This is a genomic window from Marmoricola sp. RAF53, assembly GCF_052114005.1.
Lineage (GTDB): Bacteria > Actinomycetota > Actinomycetes > Propionibacteriales > Nocardioidaceae > Marmoricola.
The window spans coordinates 58,107-77,485 of record NZ_JBFRDX010000012.1 but is presented as its reverse complement, the minus strand read 5'-3'; the positions used below and the strand labels follow the sequence as shown (position 1 = coordinate 77,485).

At 71.9% G+C, this 19,379-nt stretch carries 19 protein-coding genes; 14 read left to right on the top strand and 5 right to left on the bottom strand.

Annotated elements, in window-relative coordinates:
• The first annotated feature begins 14 nt into the window (after positions 1-14).
• From AB4Y76_RS12490 to AB4Y76_RS12455, 8 genes are all read left to right on the top strand, one after another.
• Positions 15-515, top strand: a complete 501-nt coding sequence (locus AB4Y76_RS12490; protein WP_441925686.1) for a DoxX family protein — start codon at positions 15-17, stop codon at positions 513-515.
• 39 nt (positions 516-554) lie between these two features.
• Positions 555-980: a hypothetical protein gene (locus AB4Y76_RS12485; protein ID WP_441925685.1), complete on the top strand. Its 426-nt coding sequence runs from the start codon at positions 555-557 to the stop codon at positions 978-980.
• A 42-nt stretch (positions 981-1,022) separates the two neighbouring features.
• Entirely contained in the window at positions 1,023-1,454 is a 432-nt protein-coding gene (locus AB4Y76_RS12480; RefSeq protein ID WP_441925683.1) for an NUDIX domain-containing protein, read from the top strand.
• Between the two features lie 32 nt (positions 1,455-1,486).
• Positions 1,487-2,422, top strand: coding sequence for an SMP-30/gluconolactonase/LRE family protein (locus AB4Y76_RS12475; RefSeq protein ID WP_441925681.1), 936 nt, complete (start codon positions 1,487-1,489; stop codon positions 2,420-2,422).
• Between the two features lie 51 nt (positions 2,423-2,473).
• Positions 2,474-4,372, top strand: coding sequence for a 1-deoxy-D-xylulose-5-phosphate synthase (gene dxs / locus AB4Y76_RS12470; RefSeq protein ID WP_441925679.1), 1,899 nt, complete (start codon positions 2,474-2,476; stop codon positions 4,370-4,372).
• A gap of 9 nt (positions 4,373-4,381) precedes the next feature.
• Positions 4,382-5,662: a hypothetical protein gene (locus tag AB4Y76_RS12465; RefSeq protein WP_441925677.1), complete on the top strand. Its 1,281-nt coding sequence runs from the start codon at positions 4,382-4,384 to the stop codon at positions 5,660-5,662.
• Positions 5,663-5,756: 94 nt separating this feature from the next.
• Entirely contained in the window at positions 5,757-6,692 is a 936-nt protein-coding gene (locus tag AB4Y76_RS12460; protein WP_441925675.1) for a proteasome assembly chaperone family protein, read from the top strand.
• On the top strand, positions 6,692-7,561 hold the full coding sequence (locus AB4Y76_RS12455; RefSeq protein ID WP_441925673.1) for an acyl-CoA thioesterase: 870 nt from the start codon (positions 6,692-6,694) through the stop codon (positions 7,559-7,561). Before AB4Y76_RS12460 ends, AB4Y76_RS12455 begins: the two co-directional genes overlap by 1 nt.
• Before the next feature lie 40 nt (positions 7,562-7,601).
• Here AB4Y76_RS12455 and AB4Y76_RS12450 read toward each other — a convergent pair whose 3' ends face one another.
• Both AB4Y76_RS12450 and AB4Y76_RS12445 read right to left on the bottom strand, forming a co-directional pair.
• Positions 7,602-8,504 carry a MaoC family dehydratase gene (locus AB4Y76_RS12450; RefSeq protein ID WP_441925671.1) on the bottom strand — a complete coding sequence of 301 codons (903 nt, stop codon included), beginning with the start codon at positions 8,502-8,504 and terminating at the stop codon, positions 7,602-7,604.
• A gap of 1 nt (position 8,505) precedes the next feature.
• Complete coding sequence (locus tag AB4Y76_RS12445) at positions 8,506-9,843, bottom strand: 3-oxoacyl-ACP reductase (RefSeq protein WP_441925669.1); 1,338 nt, start codon at positions 9,841-9,843, stop codon at positions 8,506-8,508.
• A 190-nt stretch (positions 9,844-10,033) separates the two neighbouring features.
• Between AB4Y76_RS12445 and AB4Y76_RS12440 the strand changes: the two genes are divergently transcribed.
• The gene (locus AB4Y76_RS12440) at positions 10,034-11,314 is read left to right on the top strand and encodes an acetyl-CoA C-acetyltransferase (RefSeq protein WP_441925667.1); all 1,281 of its coding nucleotides are present in this window, start codon (positions 10,034-10,036) and stop codon (positions 11,312-11,314) included.
• An 85-nt stretch (positions 11,315-11,399) separates the two neighbouring features.
• On the opposite strand, the gene AB4Y76_RS12435 is transcribed toward AB4Y76_RS12440, so the two are convergent.
• Positions 11,400-12,080, bottom strand: a complete 681-nt coding sequence (locus AB4Y76_RS12435; protein WP_441925665.1) for a TetR/AcrR family transcriptional regulator — start codon at positions 12,078-12,080, stop codon at positions 11,400-11,402.
• A gap of 97 nt (positions 12,081-12,177) precedes the next feature.
• On the opposite strand from AB4Y76_RS12435, the gene AB4Y76_RS12430 reads away from it, so the two are divergent.
• Positions 12,178-12,723, top strand: coding sequence for a CYTH domain-containing protein (locus tag AB4Y76_RS12430; protein ID WP_441925663.1), 546 nt, complete (start codon positions 12,178-12,180; stop codon positions 12,721-12,723).
• Here the strand turns inward: AB4Y76_RS12430 and AB4Y76_RS12425 are convergent.
• Complete coding sequence (locus AB4Y76_RS12425) at positions 12,713-14,242, bottom strand: ATP-dependent DNA ligase (RefSeq protein WP_441925661.1); 1,530 nt, start codon at positions 14,240-14,242, stop codon at positions 12,713-12,715. The genes AB4Y76_RS12430 and AB4Y76_RS12425 overlap by 11 nt on opposite strands.
• Before the next feature lie 57 nt (positions 14,243-14,299).
• On the opposite strand from AB4Y76_RS12425, the gene AB4Y76_RS12420 reads away from it, so the two are divergent.
• The gene (locus AB4Y76_RS12420) at positions 14,300-15,244 is read left to right on the top strand and encodes a DNA-3-methyladenine glycosylase family protein (protein ID WP_441925659.1); all 945 of its coding nucleotides are present in this window, start codon (positions 14,300-14,302) and stop codon (positions 15,242-15,244) included.
• Between the two features lie 55 nt (positions 15,245-15,299).
• On the opposite strand, the gene AB4Y76_RS12415 is transcribed toward AB4Y76_RS12420, so the two are convergent.
• A complete protein-coding gene (locus tag AB4Y76_RS12415) occupies positions 15,300-16,550 on the bottom strand; it encodes a choice-of-anchor P family protein (protein WP_441925657.1) in 1,251 nt (416 codons plus the stop codon).
• A 209-nt stretch (positions 16,551-16,759) separates the two neighbouring features.
• On the opposite strand from AB4Y76_RS12415, the gene AB4Y76_RS12410 reads away from it, so the two are divergent.
• From AB4Y76_RS12410 to AB4Y76_RS12400, 3 genes are all read left to right on the top strand, one after another.
• Positions 16,760-17,563: an SCP2 sterol-binding domain-containing protein gene (locus AB4Y76_RS12410; RefSeq protein ID WP_441925655.1), complete on the top strand. Its 804-nt coding sequence runs from the start codon at positions 16,760-16,762 to the stop codon at positions 17,561-17,563.
• A gap of 129 nt (positions 17,564-17,692) precedes the next feature.
• On the top strand, positions 17,693-18,520 hold the full coding sequence (locus AB4Y76_RS12405; RefSeq protein WP_441925653.1) for an MlaE family ABC transporter permease: 828 nt from the start codon (positions 17,693-17,695) through the stop codon (positions 18,518-18,520).
• Positions 18,517-19,377 carry an MlaE family ABC transporter permease gene (locus AB4Y76_RS12400; protein WP_441925651.1) on the top strand — a complete coding sequence of 287 codons (861 nt, stop codon included), beginning with the start codon at positions 18,517-18,519 and terminating at the stop codon, positions 19,375-19,377. Before AB4Y76_RS12405 ends, AB4Y76_RS12400 begins: the two co-directional genes overlap by 4 nt.
• The last annotated feature ends 2 nt before the right edge of the window (positions 19,378-19,379 follow it).

Below are 19,379 nucleotides of genomic sequence, written 5' to 3'. Positions count from 1 at the left end.
GTAACGGCTCTGGCATGAACATCGGCAGGTTGGCGGCCCGGGTCCTCATCGGTGGTCTGTTCGTCGGTCACGGCACCCAGAAGCTGTTCGGCTGGTTCGGTGGCGGCGGGATCGAGGGCACCGCCGGGATGATGGAGCAGCTCGACATGAACCCGCCCCGCCGCAACGCGGTGCTGGCCGGCGTCACCGAGACCGGAGGCGGAGCCCTGCTCGCGCTCGGGCTGGCCACGCCGCTGCCGAGTGCGGCGCTCATCGGCACGATGGTCACCGCGATCCGCAAGGTGCACGCGCATCGCGGGCCCTGGGTGACCGAGGGCGGCTACGAGTACAACCTCGTCCTGATCGCCGCACTGCTCGCCCTGGCGCAGGAGCAGCCGGACGACGTGTCGGTGGACGCGCTGCTCGGGATCCGGCTCTCCGGGATCGGCTGGCCGGTCGCCGCCCTCCTCCTGGGGGTCGCCGCCTCGGAGGTCTCGGTCCGCGTCGGCGAGGCGATGCCCGCCGGTTCGATCTGAACCTCGAACACCTGTTCGAATTCGTGCGATGATGGACAGGTGTTCACCCCACGTCGCGAACCCGGAGCAGTTCCCCGCACCGCGCGCCCCGGTGCCGCACCGGTGGCGCCTCCCGGATGGCCGGCCGAGGTCCGGCCGCCCGGCTCGGCCGACTGGGAGCGGACCGCGGTCAACTGGCTCCTCGACATCTGCCCGCCGGAGTACCGCGGTTACCCGGGCCTGCGACGGCACCCGGTCGTGCTCGCCCGGTTCGGCGTCCTCCACGTCGAGGCGTCCCAGGCTGCTGTCGACCGCGGCCTGAGCGAGGGCCGCGGGATCCTGCGCGACGTCGCCGACGCCGGCGAGGTGGCGGCGGCGGTCCAGGTGTGGGAGTGCGAGAAGGCCCGGCTCCTCGGCGTACGACGGGCGGTCGGTCTGGTGGAGGAGGCGCTCCGCGGCCGGCGGTACGTCTCGCAGATGTCGTAGCGTCGCGCAGGTCCGCGCGCGCGATCTGGAAGAGTGCGCCCCATGGCCAGACTCGCGGTGGTGCTGCTCGTCGACGAGCGCGGCTGGGTGCTGCTCCAGGAGCGCGACGAGAACGCGCCGCGGGCCGCGAACCAGTGGGGGATGGTCGGGGGCCACGTCGAGGACGACGAGGACTTCGAGACCGCCGTGTACCGCGAGGTGGCCGAGGAGACCGGCGTCGACCTGCCGCCCGGCACGCTCGCGCTCTGGCGCGACGACGAGTACACCTACCCGGACGGCCACCGCGGCCGCTACCACGTGTACGCCGCCCGCGTGGACCTCACCGACGACGACATCGTCGTGGGCGAGGGCCGGCAGATCGTCTTCGTCGACCCCGACCGGATCCTCGACCTCGACCTGGCCGGCTCGTCGCGGTACTTCCTGCCGGACTTCCTGACCTCCGACCTCTTCCGCACGCTGCAGGGAGCCCTGTGAGCGGCCCTGTGAGCGACCCTGTGAGCGACCCTGTGAGCACGACCGTCCGGCCGCTGACCCTGCACCCGGTCCCCGGGCACGGCACCGAGGACGTCGTCATCGGGCGCGACGGCACCGTCTACACCGGGACCGTCGGTGGGGACGTGCACGCGCTCGACCCGGCCACCGGGAGCGTCCGGACGGTCGGCAGCACGGGCGGCCGGCCGCTGGGGCTGGAGCTGCTGCCGGACGGGCGCCTGCTGGTGGCCGACGCCCACCACGGCCTGCTGGCCCTCGACCCGGCGGACGGCGAGCTGGAGACCCTGGTCGACGAGGTCGGCGGGACGCCGCTGGTCTTCTGCAACAACGCCGCCGTCGCCGCGGACGGCACGATCTGGTTCTCCGACTCCTCGACCGTCCACGGCATCGAGGAGTGGCGCAAGGACTTCGTCCGCAACACCCGCACCGGCCGGCTGGTGCGGCGCGACCCGTCCGGCGCGCTCGAGGTCGTGCTCGACGGGCTGGCGTTCGCCAACGGGGTCGCGCTCGCCCCCGACGAGTCGTTCGTCGCCGTCGCCGAGACCGTCGGGCGCAGCGTCGTACGGATCTGGCTGACGGGGGAGCGGGCGGGCGAGCGCGACCTGTTCTGCTCGGACCTGCCCGGCTACCCGGACAACATCGCGCTCGGCTCCGACGGGCTGATCTGGGTGAGCATCCCCTCGACCACCGACGCGGTCGCGGAGCGGGTGCTGCGGCTGCCGCGCCCGCTGCGGGTGCTGCTGTCGAGCCTGCCGCAGCGGTTCCAGGCGCGGGAGACACGCGTGGTCCGCGCGCTCGCCTTCGCCCCGGACGGCACCCTGGTCCACGACCTCGGTGCGGACGCGACCCGGTTCCACATGGTGACCGGGCTGCGTGAGCACGACGGCGTCCTCTGGCTGGGCAGCCTCGAGGAACCGGCGGTTGCCGCGATCCAGGTACCCGCCGACTAGACTCCGTTGTTCGAGAACCACCACCCCAGATCAGATCGGAGGACCCGCGGCATGGGCCATCTGGAGTCGATCACCGGGCCGCAGGACCTGCACCGGCTCGATGACGCTCAGCTCACCGAGCTCGCCGCGGAGATCCGTGACGAGCTGGTCCGCACCTGCGCCCCGCGCGGTGGCCACCTCGGCCCCAACCTGGGCGTCGTGGAGCTGACCATGGCCATCCACCGGGTCTTCGACTCGCCGCGCGACAAGATCGTCTTCGACACCGGCCACCAGGCCTACGTGCACAAGATGCTCACCGGCCGCGCGAACCAGTTCGACACGCTGCGCACCGAGGGCGGGCTCTCGGGCTACCCGAGCCAGGCGGAGTCCGAGCACGACCTCGTCGAGAACTCGCACGCGTCCACCGCCCTCTCCTACGCCGACGGCCTGGCGAAGGCGTACGCGATCCGCGGCGAGGACCGGCACGTGGTCGCGGTCGTCGGCGACGGCGCACTCACCGGCGGCATGTCGTGGGAGGCGCTCAACAACATCGCGATCGGCAAGGACCGGTCGCTGGTGATGGTCGTCAACGACAACGGCCGCTCCTACATGCCGACCGTCGGCGGCCTGGCCAGCGCGCTGACCGCGCTGCGCACGAACCCGCGCTACGAGCAGGTCCTGGACCAGGTGAAGCGGCGGCTCAACGGCGTCCGCGGCGTCGGCCCGGCCGTGTACGACGCCCTGCACGCGATGAAGAAGGGCATGAAGGACGCGCTCGCCCCGCAGGGCCTCTTCGAGGACCTCGGGCTGAAGTACGTCGGCCCGATCGACGGCCACGACCGGGTCGCGGTCGAGCACGCGCTCACCCAGGCCAAGCGCTTCGGCGGCCCGGTGATCGTGCACGTGATCACCCAGAAGGGCTTCGGGTACGACCCGGCCGAGAACCACGAGGCCGACCAGATGCACCAGGTCGGGCCGATGGACCCCGAGACCGGGGAGGCGAGGCCCAAGGGCCGGATCTGGACCGACTTCTTCACCGACGAGATCGTCACGATCGGCGAGGAGCGCAGCGACGTGGTGGCGATCACCGCGGCGATGCTCTACCCGGTGGGCCTGGACCGCTTCGCGGCCCGGTTCCCCGAGCGCACCTTCGACGTCGGGATCGCCGAGCAGCACGCGGTGACCAGCGCCGCCGGCCTCGCGATGGGCGGACTGCACCCGGTGGTCGCGATCTACGCCACCTTCCTCAACCGCGCCTTCGACCAGGTCCTCATGGACGTCGCGCTGCACAAGCTCGGCGTCACCTTCGTGATCGACCGGGCCGGCGTGACCGGCGACGACGGCGCCAGCCACAACGGCATGTGGGACATGTCGATCTTCCAGGTCGTCCCCGGCCTCCGGCTGGCGGCGCCGCGCGACGGCGCCCGGGTCCGGGAGCTGCTCCGCGAGGCCGTCGCCGTCGACGACGCCCCGACGATCGTGCGGCTCCCGAAGGGCGCACCGCCCGCAGACGACATCCCCGCCGTCGACCGCCTCGGCGGCTGCGACGTCCTGGTCCGCCAGGGCGCGAAGGACGTCCTCCTCGTCGCGGCCGGCTCGATGGCCGGCACCGCGGTCGAGGTGGCCGCCCGGCTCAGCGACCAGGGAATCGGCGTCACCGTCGTCGACCCCCGCTGGGTCAAGCCGATCGACCCGGCGCTGGTGGCCGCGGCGTCCGCGCACCGTCTCGTGGTCAGCGTCGAGGACAACGGCCGGGTCGGCGGTTTCGGCGCCAACCTGCTCCAGCTGCTGACCGACGAGGGCGTGACGACCCCGTTCCGGCTGCACGGGATCCCGCAGGAGTTCCTCGGCCACGCGAAGCGGGACGCGATCCTGGACCGGATCGGGCTGACCGCGCAGGCGCTCGCGCGCCGTATCGTCGAGGACGTCACCGCGCTGGACTCGGGCCACTCGCTGGTGGACATCGACTAGGCAGGGTCGATGCGTTCGTCCCGTCACGGCGCCGGCGCCGTGCTCCTCGTCGTGCTCGCGCTGTGCGGGTCCCTGCTGGTCGGCTGCTCCGACGACCGGGACACCGGTGGGAGCAGCGACGCCGGGCAGGGTCGCGCGGTCACGATGGCCGAGGCGCAGCGGCTGCTCGGCGCTCGGGCGCGCGCGATCCGCGACCACGACCTGGACGCGTTCCTCGCCGGGCTGGACACCGGCGACGCCGCGCTGGTCCGCCGGCAGCGCCGCTACTTCGCGAACATGCAGCGGCTGCCGCTCGCCGTCCTGCGCTACCGGGTCCTGAAGGCGCAGTGGCCGGTCGCGCTGCGGGACGACGCCTGGGGCGACCACGTGCTGCTCCCGCAGGTCCGCGTCGTCACCCAGCTCGACGGGTTCGACATCGAGCCGGTGATCCGGGTGACCGGCTTCGCGATCGCGCGGCGCGGTGGGAAGCCGGTCGTCGTCTCGGACCTGACCGCGCGCGGCCGGCAATTCCCCGGCTACAACCCGGCGCCGTGGGACCTCGTCCGGATCCACGTGCGCACCGACGCCGGCACCCTGCAGCTGTACGACGACGACACCTGGTCGCGCGCGGGCACGGTCGACAAGACGCTGCGCCGCGGGATCCGCGACGTCCAGGACGGGGTGCCGTGGACCTGGAGCGGGCGGGTCGTCGTCTACGTCTTCGCCAAGCGGAAGGTGCTCAACAGCTACGAGGGCGTGCCGGGCGGCAACATCAACCACCTCGGCGCGATGACGTTCCCGATCTACGCGGTGCTCGGCCGCGAGGCGGTGGCCGGCGTCCGGTTCACGCTGCTGCCGAGCTCGCTGCGGGCGGGTCAGTCGTTCCTGGACCGGATCACCCGGCACGAGCTGACGCACGTGGCCGTCGGCCCGCGCGACGACGGCGCGCCGATCTGGATCGCCGAGGGGATCTCCGAGTACATGGGCGTCCGCGACGTCCCCGAGGACGAGCGCCGGATCGCGACCGTCGCGGCCAGCCGGGCGCGCGGCTTCGTCGACCACATGCCGGCGTCGGCGGGCTTCAACGGCCAGGACCAGGCCTGGAACTACGCGCTCGCCTGGATGGCCTGCGACTACATCGCCGCCACCCAGGGGGAGCCGCGCCTCTGGGAGCTGATGGACGCGCTGCACAACTCCGGCGAGGGCACCCTGGACGACGGCCAGGACGCCGTCCTCCAGCGGGTGATCGGGATGGACAGCCACGAGCTCGCGCGCCGCGCGGCGCACCGGATCGTGAACATCTACGGGTGATCCGGGCCACCCGGATCGCCGGGCATATCAGGCGCCACCCCGGCGTTGCGCACCCTAGGGTGGGAGCACCACCTCAGACCCGGAGGAGCGAGCAGTGACCCAGGCACGATTCGTGCACATCGTCGACGACGTCCCCGAGCTCGAGGGGCTCTCCGACGGACCGGTGATGGTCGTGGCGCTGGACGGGTTCCTCGACGCCGGCAACGCCTCGGCCCTGGCGGTGGCGCACCTGCAGGAGGACCGGGCGAGCAGCGTCGTCGCGAGCTTCGAGGTCGACGAGTTCTACGACTACCGCGCGCGGCGACCCCCGATGACGTTCCTGGAGGACCACTACGGCGACTACGAGGCCCCGCGGCTCGTCGTACGGCTGCTGCACGACGACCGCGGCACCCCGTTCCTGCTGCTGGCCGGCCCGGAGCCCGACACCCGCTGGGAGGGCTTCGCCGACGCGGTCCGCAAGGTCGTCGAGCACTTCGAGGTCCGGTTGACGGTCTCGCTCGGCTCGGTACCGATGGCGGTGCCGCACAGCCGCCCGGTGCAGCTCACCAACCACGCGACCTCCAAGCGGCTGCTGCTGCACGACAACGTCTGGCAGGGCGAGATCCGGATCCCGTCGAGCGCGCAGGCGCTGCTGGAGCTGCGGCTCGGGGAGTGGGGCCACGACGCCACCGGCTTCGTCGCCCACATCCCGCACTACGTCGCCCAGTACGGCTACCCGGAGGCGTCCTCGGCGATGCTGCAGCAGGTCGGCACGCTGACCGGGTTGGTCTGGGACACCTCGGTGCTCGACCGGGCGGCCGACGAGCGGCGGGCCGAGATCGCGGCGCAGGTCGACGACTCCGACGAGGTCCGGGCCGTCGTCGAGGGCCTGGAGCAGCAGTACGACGCGTTCCACCGGGCCGGCACGAACCTCCTCGACGACGCCGACGGCCGCGCCCTCGAGACCGGCGACCTGCCGACCGGGGACGAGCTCGGCGCGCAGTTCGAGCAGTTCCTCGCCGGGCTGGACCCGACCGAGGGCGAGGACTGATGCCCCGCGACCTGACCGAGTTCCTGGAGCTGCTCGACCTCGAGGCGATCGAGGACAACCTGTTCCGGGGCCGGCAGCCGGACACGGTGATGCAGCGCGTCTTCGGGGGCCAGGTGGCCGCGCACGCGCTGGTCGCGGCGACCCGGACCGTGAAGCCCGAGTACGTGGTGCACTCGCTGCACTCCTACTTCCTGCGCCCCGGCGACACCGCGGTCCCGATCGTGTACGACGTCGAGGCGGTCCGCGACGGCCGCTCGTTCGCGACCCGGCGGGTGCTCGCCCGCCAGCACGGCCGGCCGATCTTCGTGATGACCGCGAACTTCCAGGTGCCCGAGGAGGGCCTCGAGCACCAGGAGGTGATGCCCGAGGTGCCGGCACCGGAGGACTGCATGGACCTGGTCGAGATCTTCAACACCCGGTTCGCCGGGGTGGAGAACCTCTTCCAGCAGGAGTGGGGCGCTCTGGAGGTCAGGTTCGCCGGCAACTCCCGTCCGGGTGGCGAGCTCGCCGACCCGGCCGTGCCGGCGCAGTCACGGCTCTGGATCCGGGTCAACGGCGACCTGCCCGACGACCCGCTCTTCCACACCGCGGCGTTCACCTACGCCAGCGACATGACCCTCCTCGGCGCGACCCTGGTGCCGCACCAGGTGTTCATCGAGTCGCCCGGGATGCAGGCCGCCTCGCTGGACCACACCATCTGGTTCCACCGGCCGTTCCGGGCCGACGAGTGGTGGCTCTACGACCAGCACAGCCCGGCCGCCTCGGGCGGTCGCGGCCTGGCGATCGCGCGGATCTTCACCCAGGACGGGACCCTGGTGGCGAGCGTCGCCCAGGAGGGCCTGATCCGGTACCACCCGCCGGCCGGCTGACCCGAGGGGGCAGCCGGCCCGGCAGGCGGTCGAGCAGGGGTCAGCGCACCCGGCCGACCAGGTGCGGCTTGCCGTTCTTCGGGTTGGTGAGCGAGAAGTCCAGGCCCTGGTTCGGGCCGTCGTCGACGATCCGGGACCCGAAGGCCACCTTGGCCGGCAGCAGGACCGGCTTGCGGAACTCGACCTCGACGCATGCGCTGTCCGGGATCCGGCTCTCCATCGCCGCCACGCAGCGCGCCTTGGTCCAGATGCCGTGGGCGATCTGGCTCGGGAAGCCGAACGCCTTCGCGGTCAGCCCGTAGAGGTGGATCGGGTTGTAGTCCCCCGACACCGCGGCGAAGCGGCGACCGAGGTCGGCGCCGAGCTTCCACTCGGTGCCGTTGCCCGGGATCACCTCGAACGGCGTCCCCTCCGGCTTCGCGTCCTTGTCGCCCTTGCCGGGGCGCAGGTAGGTCGAGACCGACTCCCAGATGACGTCGTCCTCGCCGGCAGGCGTGATCGTGGTGACGAAGTCGAAGATCGTGCCCTTGCTGTGGCCGCGCTTGTTGGTCGCGGTCGCGCTGACGTCGAGCCGTTCGGTCGGCGCGATCGCCCGGTGCTGGGTCATCGAGTTGCGCAGGTGCACGCTGCCGATGGCGGCGTACGGGAAGGACGCGTCGGTCATGATCCCCATGTGCAGCCGGAAGGCCAGCATGTGCGGGTAGGTGAGCGGCAGCGTCTGGCCGGGGCCGAACCCGCACACCTCGCGGTAGGAGGCGAGGTGCTCGGGGTCGATCGCGACGTCCTTGCGGGTCAGCCGCAGGTCCGGGAGGTCCCCGCCCTTCTTCGCGACGCCCGGGACCAGGTTGACGCCGGGGACGACCGGGAGGGCCGCCTTCAGCATGGTCGGCAGCGGCGAGCCGCCGCCCTCGACGATCCGCTCGGTCTCGGTGCCTTTGCTCACCTCAGGCGCCCAGCATCATCTGGCCGCAGACCCGGACGACGTTGCCGTTGACGGCCGACGAACCCGGGCTGGCGTACCAGGAGATCGCCTCGGCCACGTCGACCGGCAGGCCGCCCTGGCTCATCGCGTTCATCCGCTGGCCGACCTCGCGGGTCGCGAACGGCACGGCCGCGGTCATCTGGGTGATGATGAAGCCCGGCGCGACGGCGTTGATGGTGATGTCGTTCTTCAGCTCGCCGGCCAGCGCGTCGACCATGCCGATCACGCCGGCCTTGGAGGCCGCGTAGTTGGTCTGCCCGACGTTGCCCGCGATGCCGGCGATCGAGGAGACGCCGATGATCCGGCCGTTCTTGTTGATCAGGCCCTGGTCGAGCAGCTCGCGGCTGATCCGCTCCGGGGCGGTGAGGTTGACCGCGATCACCGAGCTCCACCGGTCCTCGGCCATGTTCGCGAGCTTCTTGTCGCGGGTGATGCCGGCGTTGTGCACGACGATGTCGACGGCGCCGAACTTCTCCTTGACGTGGTGGGCGATCCGTTGCGGGGCGTCCTTGCCGGTGATGTCGAGGGTCAGATGGTCGCCGTCGAGCTCGTTCATCAGGGTGAGGAGCTCGCTCGCGGCCTGCGGGACGTCGATGCCGAGGACGGTCGCGCCGTCGCGGTGCAGCACCCGGGCGATCTGCTCGCCGATACCGCGCGAGGCACCGGTCACGATGGCGACCTTGCCGGCCAGCGGCTTCTCGACGTCGGTGACCTTGCCGGCCTTCTTGGTGCCGGTGGCGCCGAGGCGGGCGACCTGGCCGGAGACGTAGGCCGACTTGGGGGAGAGGAAGAAGGCCAGCGTCGAGTCGAGCGTGGACTCCGCACCGGGGGCGACGTACGCCAGGTTGACGGTGCTGCCCTTGCCGATCTCCTTGCCGAGCGAACGGGTGAAGCCCTCGAGCGCGCGCTGGGCGATCCGCTCGTCGGAGGTGGCGGTCTGGGTCGGGTTGGTGCCGAGCACGAGCACGTGGGTGCAGGGGAGCAGGCTCCGCATCAGCGGCGTGAAGAACTTCTGCAGCGCGATCAGCTCCTCGGGGGAGCCGATGCCGGTGGCGTCGAAGACGATGCCCTTGAACTTCGCACCCTCGGCCGGCTCGCGGGTCGAGGCGATGCCGAGGCCGTCGAGGGACGCGACGACGCCGTCGACCAGGCGGCCGGCGCCGCCGACGACCACGGTGCCGTCGACCAGCGGGGTGCCGGGCGTGTACCGGTCGAGCTCGACCGGGTTCGGCAGGCCGAGGTTCTTGACGAAGAGCTGTCCGACGGGGCTGGAGGTGAAGGACTGGTAGCGGTCGGTCATCGGTCTTCCTTGGTCGGGAACGGGAGGCTGGTCGTGATGGCTGGGGAGGAGGAGACACAGCGCGTCAAGAAATGTAACTTCATGTGTAACTCAGTGTCCAAGAATCGTGACGTGCCCCTCACTCGGTTTCCTCCACCGATGTTACCTGTCAGTATTGTTAGAACCGTTCGCAGATCAGGAGAGATCCCTCATGCAGGCCAACACCCGCCGCGTCGCCGTCCTCGGTGGCAACCGGATTCCGTTCGCGCGTTCCAACTCTGTCTACGCCACCGCCTCCAACCAGGAGATGCTGACCGCGGCCCTCGACGGGCTCGTCGCCCGCTTCGGCCTCGAGGGCGAGGTCCTCGGCGAGGTCGCCGCCGGTGCCGTCCTCAAGCACTCCCGCGACTTCAACCTCACCCGTGAGGCCGTCCTCGACACCCGCCTCGCGCCGCAGACCCCGGCCGTCGACCTCCAGCAGGCCTGCGGCACCGGGCTGCAGGCGATCATCTACGTCGCCAATAAGATCGCCCTCGGGCAGATCGACTCCGGCATCGGCGGTGGCACCGATACCACCTCCGACGCCCCGATCGCGATCGGCGAGAAGCTCCGCAAGAAGCTGATCAAGCTCAACAACGCGAAGAGCAACAAGGACCGGCTGGCGATCCTCGCCTCGATCCGCCCCGGCGACATCAGCCTGGCGATCCCGTCGAACGGCGAGCCCCGCACGGGCCTGTCGATGGGCGAGCACCAGGCGCTCACCGCCCTGGAGTGGCAGATCGCCCGCGAGGCGCAGGACGAGCTCGCGGTGAACTCGCACCACAACCTGGCGGCGTCGTACGAGGAGGGGTGGCAGGACGACCTGATCACGCCGTTCAACGGCATCGAGCGGGACACCAACCTGCGCGCGGACTCCAAGCTGGAGAAGCTCGCCACCCTCAAGCCGGTCTTCGGCAAGGGTGAGGCCGCGACGATGACCGCCGCGAACTCGACCCCGCTGACCGACGGCGCCTCCGTGGTGCTGCTCGGCTCCGAGGAGTGGGCCGCCGAGCACGGCCTGGAGCCGCTGGCGTTCCTCGCCGACTACGAGACCGCCGCGGTCGACTTCGTCCACGGCGGCGAGGGCCTGCTGATGGCGCCGGCGTACGCCGTGCCGCGGATGCTCGCCCGGGCCGGCCTGACCCTGCAGGACTTCGACTTCTACGAGATCCACGAGGCGTTCGCCTCGCAGGTGCTCTCCACGCTCGCGGCGTGGGAGGACCCGGTGTTCTGCAAGGAGCGCCTGGGCCTGGACGCGCCGCTGGGCTCGATCGACCGCAGCAAGCTCAACGTGAAGGGCTCCTCGCTCGCGGCGGGTCACCCGTTCGCCGCGACCGGCGGCCGGATCGTCGCCAACGCCGCGAAGCTGCTCGCCGAGAAGGGCTCCGGCCGGGCGCTGATCAGCGTCTGCGCCGCCGGCGGCCAGGGCGTCGTCGCCATCCTCGAGCGCTGAACCACGCCGACCCGGCTCAGACCCGCAGCATCATCGTGCGGGTCCGAGCCGGGTCGCCGCGTCCATGGCGCGGGCTCGAGCCGGGTCAGCGGCTGGTGAGGGCGACCGCGGTGGTGGTGAGGTAGTCGCGGACCTGCTCGCCGGAGACGTGCGAGATGGTCGGGATGCCGGGGGCGCTCTCCTTGACGAGGAGGCCGATCCGGGCGAGCTGGAGGGCGCCGAGCCCGGAGGCGTACATGTAGTTCGCGACCAGCGCGCTGTCCGCGTCCTGGAGGTTGAACGCGCCGCTGGCGACGCCGGCCTCGAGGGTGTCGGTGAGGGTGCGCAGGCAGGCGGAGATGGCTCTGCCGAGCCGGAAGAGCGCGCCCTCGCTGACCTGCTCCAGCAGCTCCGGTCCGGGGCGACGCATCAGCGTCTGGGCGCAGTCCACGAACGCCGGGTACTCCAGGCCGTAGTCGACGAAGGCGCCGACGACCGCGCGGAGCCGTTCGGTCGGGTCGTCGCCGGCCGCCTTGGTCGCGGCCTCCTCCAGGCGCTGCTTCAGCTCCTCGAGGTAGCCCTCCACGGCGAGGGCGAACAGCTCCTCCTTGCCGCTGAAGTGCCGGTAGATGATCGCGCGGTTGATGCCGACCGCCTTGGCGATGTCGTCGATCTGGGCGTCGCGGACCCCGTTCTCGTCGAAGAGGCGGCGGGTGGCGGCGAGGATCTCCTGCTCGCGGGCGCGACGGCGGGCCGCGGCGGCGGACTGACGACTTTGCGTGGCCATGGTGCGACTCTAGTGCAACTCGCGTTTACACACATGTCACACGGGAGTTCCAAGAATTCGGAGGATCGTAAACGCGTCGTACGGGCATGATGGGGTCGTGCAGGTGGGGACGGACTGGAGACGGAGCCCGGGCGAAGGGCGCTACGCGTGGCCGGAGCGGGAACGCCGCTTCACCGTCGTCGGAGCCTTGCCCGGAAACGTGCCGGGCCTGCACGATCCGCGCCGGATCGAGGACCGCTACCTCCACGGCACCCGGCTGCGGCTCCGGCACGTCCAGGTCTGGGACCAGTCGGTCTACAAGCTGACCCAGAAGGTCCGCACCCAGGCGCACGACCCGGCGGAGTCGGCGATCACCAACACCTACCTCGACCGGGCCGAGTACGACGTCTTCGCGAGCCTGCCCGCCGCGGTCCTGCGCAAGACCCGCAGCATCGTCACCCACGGCACCGCCACGTTCGCGGTCGACGTGTTCGAGGGAAGGCTCGCCGGCCTCGTGCTCGCCGAGGTCGAGGTCGAGGACCTCGCCGCCCCGCTCGACCTCCCGGCCTGGATCGGCCGCGAGGTCACCCGGGACGACCGGTACGCCGGAGCCTCGCTCGCGAATCTCGGGGCGAGCGAGGCCCAGGCACTGATCAGCGGCTGAGCGCGCGCACGGTCTCGATCGTGTCGGCCTCGGCGGCCGACTTGTCGTCGCGGTAGCGCAGGACCCGCGCGAACCGGAGCGCGACGCCGCCGGGGTAGCGGGTCGACCGCTGCAGGCCGTCGAAGGCGACCTCCACGACCTGCTCCGGGCGGACGGTCACCACCCAGCCGTCGTCCTCGGTCTGGAGCTCGCGGAACCGCTCGGTCTGCCAGACGAGCATCTCGTCGGTCATGCCCTTGAAGGTCTTGCCGAGCATCACGAAGCCGCCCTCGCCGTCGTTCGCCCCCGGGTCCCGGGCGCCGAGGTGGATGTTGGAGAGCCAGCCGCGGCGGCGGCCGCTGCCGTGCTCGACGGCGAGAACGACCAGGTCGAGGGTGTGCCGCGGCTTCACCTTCACCCAGGCCGCGCCGCGCCGGCCGGCGTCGTACGGGGCGTCGCCGCGCTTGAGGATGACACCCTCCTGGCCGTCGGCGACGCGGGCCTCGAAGAAGGCCGTCGCCTCCGCCGGGTCGCTGGTGACCAGCCGGGCGGTCCGCATCGCCGGCGGCACGATCCGGTCGAGCGCGTCCCAGCGGTCCGCGCCCGGCGCCTCCAGGAAGGACTCGCCCTCGGCGGCGAGGAGGTCGAAGAAGAACGGGACCACCGGGCCGTTGCCGGTCCCGTCGGTCGACGCGGTCCGCGACGCGGTCTCCTGGAACGGTCGCGGCCGGCCGTCCTCGGTGAGGGTGAGTGCCTCGCCGTCCAGGATCAGCCCGTCGGCGGGCAGCGACCGCACCGCGGCGACCACGTCGGGCAGCCGGTCGGTGACGTCGTCGAGGCTCCGGGTGAAGACCCGCACGTCGTCGCCGCTGCGGTGCACCTGGATCCGGATCCCGTCGAGCTTGGTGTCGACGACCACCGGCCCGGCCGCGGCCAGCGGTCCGAACCCCGCCGCCACGTCGGCCGCCGAGGACGCCAGCATCGGCCGGATCGGCCGGCCGACCTCGAGCCCGAACGACTCCAGCGCCGCGACGCCGCCGGTCAGCGCCGCACGGGCGACCGGCCCGGTCGGCGCGCTGAACATCGCCGCCCGGCGCACCGCGGCGAGCGGTACCTCGGCGGCCTCGGCGATCGCGTCGAGCAGCACCGAGTCGAGCGCACCCTGCCGGACCGCACCGGTCATCACCGCGCGCAGGTAGTCCTGCTCGTCCGCGGTGAGGGCACCGAAGAGCTCCGCGACCGCGGCCCTGCGCGCGGTCGCCGAGCCCTCGCCGGCGAGGGCGGAGAGCGCCTCCAGCCGGGCGTCGATCGCGGTCAGGTGCAGGGACGGCCCGGCGGCCGGCGCGGGCAGGTCGGCCAGGCCGCGCCAGCCGACGCCGGTACGCCGCTGCCGCAGCGTCCCGGACAGGTACGCCGCCGCGATCTCGATCTCGTCGGCCGGCACCGCCCGCAGCAGCTCGGCGAGGAAGCCGCGCTTGGCCGTCCGCGAGCGGGTCCCGGCGACGCGGGCGGAGGTGGTGACGAGATCGGCGAGCAGCACGGGTCCATCCTGCCGCCCGGCACCGACAGCGGGGGAGCGGCCGTCTACGTTGTCCGGGTGACCCCCGCTCGCACCTCGACGGCGCTGAGCCGTACCTGGCGGCCGGACTGGCCGTGCCCGGTCGGCGCGGTCCTCGGCGTGCACCGGCGCGGGGCCGGCGACCCGACGTACCGGGCGCTGCCCTCGGGGACGCAGGTGCGCGCGCTGCGCACCCCGGTCGGCCCGGCCACGCTCGAGGTCGACCCGCTCGGCACCGACGCCCACGTCGCGGCGCGGGCCTGGGGACCGGGAGCGTCCTGGGTGCTCGACGCGCTGCCGCGGATGCTCGGCGCCGACGACGACCCGCGCGGGTTCGAGCCGCCGGAGGTCCTGGCCGACGCCTGGCGCCGGCAGCGGCACTGGCGGCTCGGCGCCACCGGTCTGGTCTGGGAGTCCCTCGTGCCCACGGTGATCGAGCAGAAGGTCACCGGGCAGGAGGCGTTCACCGCCTTCCGCCGCCTCGTACGCCGCTTCGGCGAACCGGCCCCCGGGCCACGCGGGGAGGCCGGCGAGCTGTGGCTGCAGCCGACTCCCGAGCAGGTCCGCGCGATCCCGTCCTGGGAGTGGCTGAAGCTCCCCGTCGACGGCGGTCGGTCCCGCCCGCTGCTGGCGCTGGCCCGGGTCGCGGACGCGCTCGAACGTGCCGGCCGGGAAGGTCCGGAGGTCTTCGACCAGCGGGCGCGCACGATCCCGGGTGTCGGGGTCTGGACGAGCGCGGAGGTGCGTTCCCGGGTGTTCGGCGACGCGGACGCGGTCAGCTTCGGTGACTACCACATCGCCAAGAACGTGGGCTGGGCGCTGACCGGCGAGGCGGTCGACGACGACGGCCTCGCCGAGCTGCTCGAGCCGTACCGGCCGCACCGGCACCGGGTGCAGCGCCTGGTCGAGGCGGGCGGTCTGGGGCGTCCCCGGCGCGGGGCCCGGATGGCGCCGCGCAGGCACCTGCCGGGGCGCACCGGGTAGAAGGACGGGGTCAGTCCCCGAGAGGACCGACCCCGACCTGGGCGTGCGCGTCGGCTCAGCCGACGACCCAGCTGCTGGCGACGCCGACCTGGATGTCGGTGCCGACCGGCAGCCCGAGCTTCGCGACCGACAGGATCACCCGGATCCCGACGACCATGCTGTAACCGGGCTTGGTGACCTGCTGGTTGAGGTAGACCACGCCGAGGCCGAGCACGTTGATGGCGGTGTTCGGCTTGACGTTGATCGGGATGACCTTGCCGGCCACCTTGAGGTTGACGAACTCCATGCTCTGCTCTTCGAGGTGGGTGTCCGGCGTCTTGGCGACGTGCGACGTCACCTTGACCGCGTCGGCGGTGATGATCCCGCCGAGGACGTTGACCCTGGCCAGCTGCGACTGCGTTTGGACGTCCGCGGAGCCGGGCACCGTGTTCGCCTTGACCTTGCTCTCCAGGGCGCCGACCTGGGCGATCGCGCCGAGGTCGACCGCGGCGGTCGAGGTGCCGTACTCCTGGCCGCCGGTCCCGACCGACGGAACCATCAGCAGGTTGGTCGGCGGGACGTTCGCGGCCGCGTTGCCGGCGACCAGGGTGGCCGCGGCGCCGTACGCGAACCCGCCCACGGGGAGCGCGTTGCTCGGGCTGCCGTTGACCAGGGTGACGGTCGAGGGGTCGATCAGGATGGTCGAGCCGATCTTGCCGCCGGCGATGTCCTTGAGCAGCGTCACCCGGAGGGCGGCCGCGCGGACCTGCATGGCCGACGCGCCGGTGGACGCCTTCTGCTCGTTGATGACGACCTCGGCGATGCCGGGGATCGTGATCTTCGTGTTCGGTGCCGCCGAGAGCGGGATGGACGTCGAGCCGAGCTTGAGGTTGACCAGCTTGGAGTCACCGGTGTGGGTGAAGCCGGCGCTGGTGACCCGGCCGGTGTTGACGACCTCGAGGGCGTCGGCCTTGATGACGCCGCCGAGCAGGCTGACGCCGGCGATCTTGGCCGTCGAGGTGACCTCGATGCCGTCGCCGTACGCGTTGGCGGTCTGCTTGGTGGTGATCGCGCCGAGGCTGACCAGCCCGGGGACGCTCGCCGAGGCGACGGCGTTGCCACCGGTGGCGGGGATCGCCTGGCCGCCGATGTTCGAGGCGCCGGTGAGGCCGGAGACGACGGTCGACCCGATCAGGTTGGCCTGGCTGCCGCCGGAGGTGGCGGCATAGGTGTACTGGGCGGCCGCGTCCGCGGGTGCGGCGAGGCCGAGGCCGGTGGCGGCGACCGCGAGTGCGGTCGCAGCGACGGCTGCAAGAGTGCGACGCATGGGGTGCTCCAAAGATCGCTGGGAGGGCGCGGGTCGGGGGACCCGCTGTGGGAGAGGTGCTGGCCCGAGTATGGCATCGATTTTCAGATGCGATCCCGCTCAGGTAGACCAGACCTCTTCCCTTCTGTAAACGGTTGTGACATTCTCCGTTACATTCGTGACCAGATCCGCCCCTGCCGTACCGGAAGAGGCGCCGACCAGGGGGACTCGTGCCGGTTTCCGTTGCTGCCGCGGACGCGCTCGTCGCGGCCCTGACGCCGGCGCACGACGTCGCCTGGAGCGGCCCCGCGGGAGAGCTGGAGATCGCCGAGACCGGCGACCCCGGCGGCGCGCGCCGGATCCGCTTCGGCGCCCCCGCGTACGACGCCCGCTCGGTGCGCATCGCCGCCAGCGCCGCCGACCTGGCCGGCCTGGCCGCGGGCACGGCCGACGGCGCGCTGCTCCACCTCGGCGGCCGGCTCGACCTCGACGGCGACACCGGCTTCCTGCTGGACCTCGCCCCGCACCTGCGGGTGCCGGGCTCCGGTCCTGGATCGGGTCCTGGATCGGGCCCTGGATCGGGTAGGGCGTTCATCGATCCGCGGGCGCTGGCGCCCGAGGCTGTCGCCGCCGCGATCAAGGAGGTGCCGGACGCGCACCTGGCCACGGTGATGGCAGGCCCGTTCCGCCCGCTGGTGCTCGGCGAGGTCTTCCGACGGCTCCCGGAGTTCCTCGACCAGCAGAAGGCCGCGCGCGCCCGCGTCACGATCGCGTTCGTGGTGGGCGGCCGGACCGACGGCGGCACCGACCGGTACGTCGTCCGGGTCGAGACCGGCACCTGCACGGTCCAGCCCGACCCGGCGGCGGAGCTCCGGGCGGACGCCAGCCTGCTCCTGGAGGGACCGCAGTTCCTGCGCCTGGTGCTCGGCCAGGTGAACCCGGTGCGCGCCGTGCTCGGCGGCGAGGTGCGGGTGCAGGGGGAGCTGATCAAGGCGCTCGGCTTCAACTCGGTCATGCGGATTCCCGGAATCTGAGACGGTGCCAGAGATGACAGCGGCACTGGCACAGTCCTGCTGGAAACAATTTGTGATCTGCGTAACTCCACTGCGCTCGCGACGTTCTTCCCAGTACGCGCAGGACGCACACACCAGGAGGGGGCTGACGTGAGTTCGTTGGCTGTGACCGGCCGCTCGGGCCTCGCCTCGATGCGGGACCGCTCCCGCAAGGGCGTCGTCACCAGCGGCAACCTGGTCGTCCTGGCCGTGGAGGCGGTCGCGTCGCTGTTCAGCGACATCATCGGCCGGCGGTTCTCCTGGACCGAGTTCATGCTCCAGGCCTGGTTCATGACCCGGGTCTCGCTGCTCCCGACGATCCTGGTCGCGATCCCGTTCGGCGTCATCACCTCGGTGCAGATCGGCGCGGTCGCCAACCAGATCGGCGCCACCTCGTTCAGCGGAGCGGTCAACGGCATCGGCGTGCTCCGGCAGGGCGCGCCGCTGGTGACCTCGCTGATGATCGCCGGCGCGGTCGGCTCGGCGATCTGCTCCGACCTCGGCGCCCGCACCGTCCGCGAGGAGATCGACGCCCTCAAGGTGATGGGCATCTCGCCGATCCAGCGCCTGGTCGCGCCGCGGATCCTGGCCGCGCTCGTGGTCGCGCTGCTGCTCACGGTGATCGTCTCGATGACGGCGATGACCACCGCCTTCATCATGAACGTCGGCGGCGGGTCGATCAGCGCCGGCGCCTACCTCGACTCCTTCGTCAGCTTCAGCCAGCCGACCGACTTCCTGCTCGCCGAGTTCAAGGCGCTCGTCTTCGGCTTCATCGCGACCGTGGTCGCCTCGCACAAGGGCCTGGGTGCCTCCGGCGGCCCGAAGGGCGTCGCCGACGCGGTCAACCAGGCGGTCGTGCTCAGCGTGATCCTGCTGGCCTTCGCCAACGTCGCGATCACCCAGGCCTACGTGATGCTCGTCCCGCAGGGAGTGGCATGAGCACCCCGCTCACCTCGCGGCCGTCCGTCAGCGACCTCCTCGTCGGCGCCCTCGACAAGGTCGTCGCCACGCTCGCCCAGATCGGGGACTTCGGCACTTTCGCCGGCAAGGTGATCTGGTCGGTCCCGGCGACGATCGCGCTCTACCACCGCGAGGTGCTCCGCCAGCTCAAGGACATCGCCTGGGGCAGCGGCGCGATCATCGTCGGCGGCGGCACCGTCGGCGTGATGATCCTGCTCGCGCTCTCGGCCGGTACGTCGCTCGGCATCGAGGGCTTCAACGGCCTGGAGATCGTCGGCCTGGCGCCGCTCACCGGCTTCATCTCCGCGAGCGCGAACACCCGCGAGCTCGCCCCGCTGATCGCCGCCCTCGCGCTCGCCTCCCAGGTCGGCTGCCGGTTCACCGCGCAGATCGGCTCGATGAAGATCCACGAGGAGGTCGACGCGCTCGAGGTGATGGCGGTGCAGCCGATGCGCTACCTGGTCACCACCCGCGTGATCGCCACCGGGATCGCGATCATCCCGCTCTACCTGATCGGCCTGATCGGCTCCTACATCGCCTCGATGTTCTCGGTCGTGGTGATCTTCGGGCAGTCGCCGGGCCAGTACGACCACTACTTCTCCACGTTCATCCTCGGTCGCGACGTGGGCCTGTCGGTGGTCAAGATCATCGTGTTCGCCACCGCGGTCACCCTGCTGCACAGCTGGTACGGGATGCGCGTCGGCGGCGGTCCGCAGGCGGTCGGCGAGGCCACCGGCCGGGCGATCCGCGCCAGCATCGTCTCGGTGGTCCTGCTCGACATGGTCATGACCCTGCTCTTCTGGGGCAGCAACTCCGGCTTCCGGGTCTCGGGGTGATC

Bases quoted from the DNA above. Each gene is read 5' to 3' on its own strand.
- AB4Y76_RS12490 (WP_441925686.1), top strand. From the start codon at position 15: ATGAACATCGGCAGGTTGGCGGCCCGGGTCCTCATCGGTGGTCTGTTC.
- AB4Y76_RS12480 (WP_441925683.1), top strand. From the start codon at position 1,023: ATGGCCAGACTCGCGGTGGTGCTGCTCGTCGACGAGCGCGGCTGGGTG.
- dxs (WP_441925679.1), top strand. From the start codon at position 2,474: ATGGGCCATCTGGAGTCGATCACCGGGCCGCAGGACCTGCACCGGCTC.
- AB4Y76_RS12465 (WP_441925677.1), top strand. From the start codon at position 4,382: ATGCGTTCGTCCCGTCACGGCGCCGGCGCCGTGCTCCTCGTCGTGCTC.
- AB4Y76_RS12455 (WP_441925673.1), top strand. From the start codon at position 6,692: ATGCCCCGCGACCTGACCGAGTTCCTGGAGCTGCTCGACCTCGAGGCG.
- AB4Y76_RS12445 (WP_441925669.1), bottom strand. From the start codon at position 9,843: ATGACCGACCGCTACCAGTCCTTCACCTCCAGCCCCGTCGGACAGCTC.
- AB4Y76_RS12440 (WP_441925667.1), top strand. From the start codon at position 10,034: ATGCAGGCCAACACCCGCCGCGTCGCCGTCCTCGGTGGCAACCGGATT.
- AB4Y76_RS12435 (WP_441925665.1), bottom strand. From the start codon at position 12,080: ATGGCCACGCAAAGTCGTCAGTCCGCCGCCGCGGCCCGCCGTCGCGCC.
- AB4Y76_RS12415 (WP_441925657.1), bottom strand. From the start codon at position 16,550: ATGCGTCGCACTCTTGCAGCCGTCGCTGCGACCGCACTCGCGGTCGCC.
- AB4Y76_RS12400 (WP_441925651.1), top strand. From the start codon at position 18,517: ATGAGCACCCCGCTCACCTCGCGGCCGTCCGTCAGCGACCTCCTCGTC.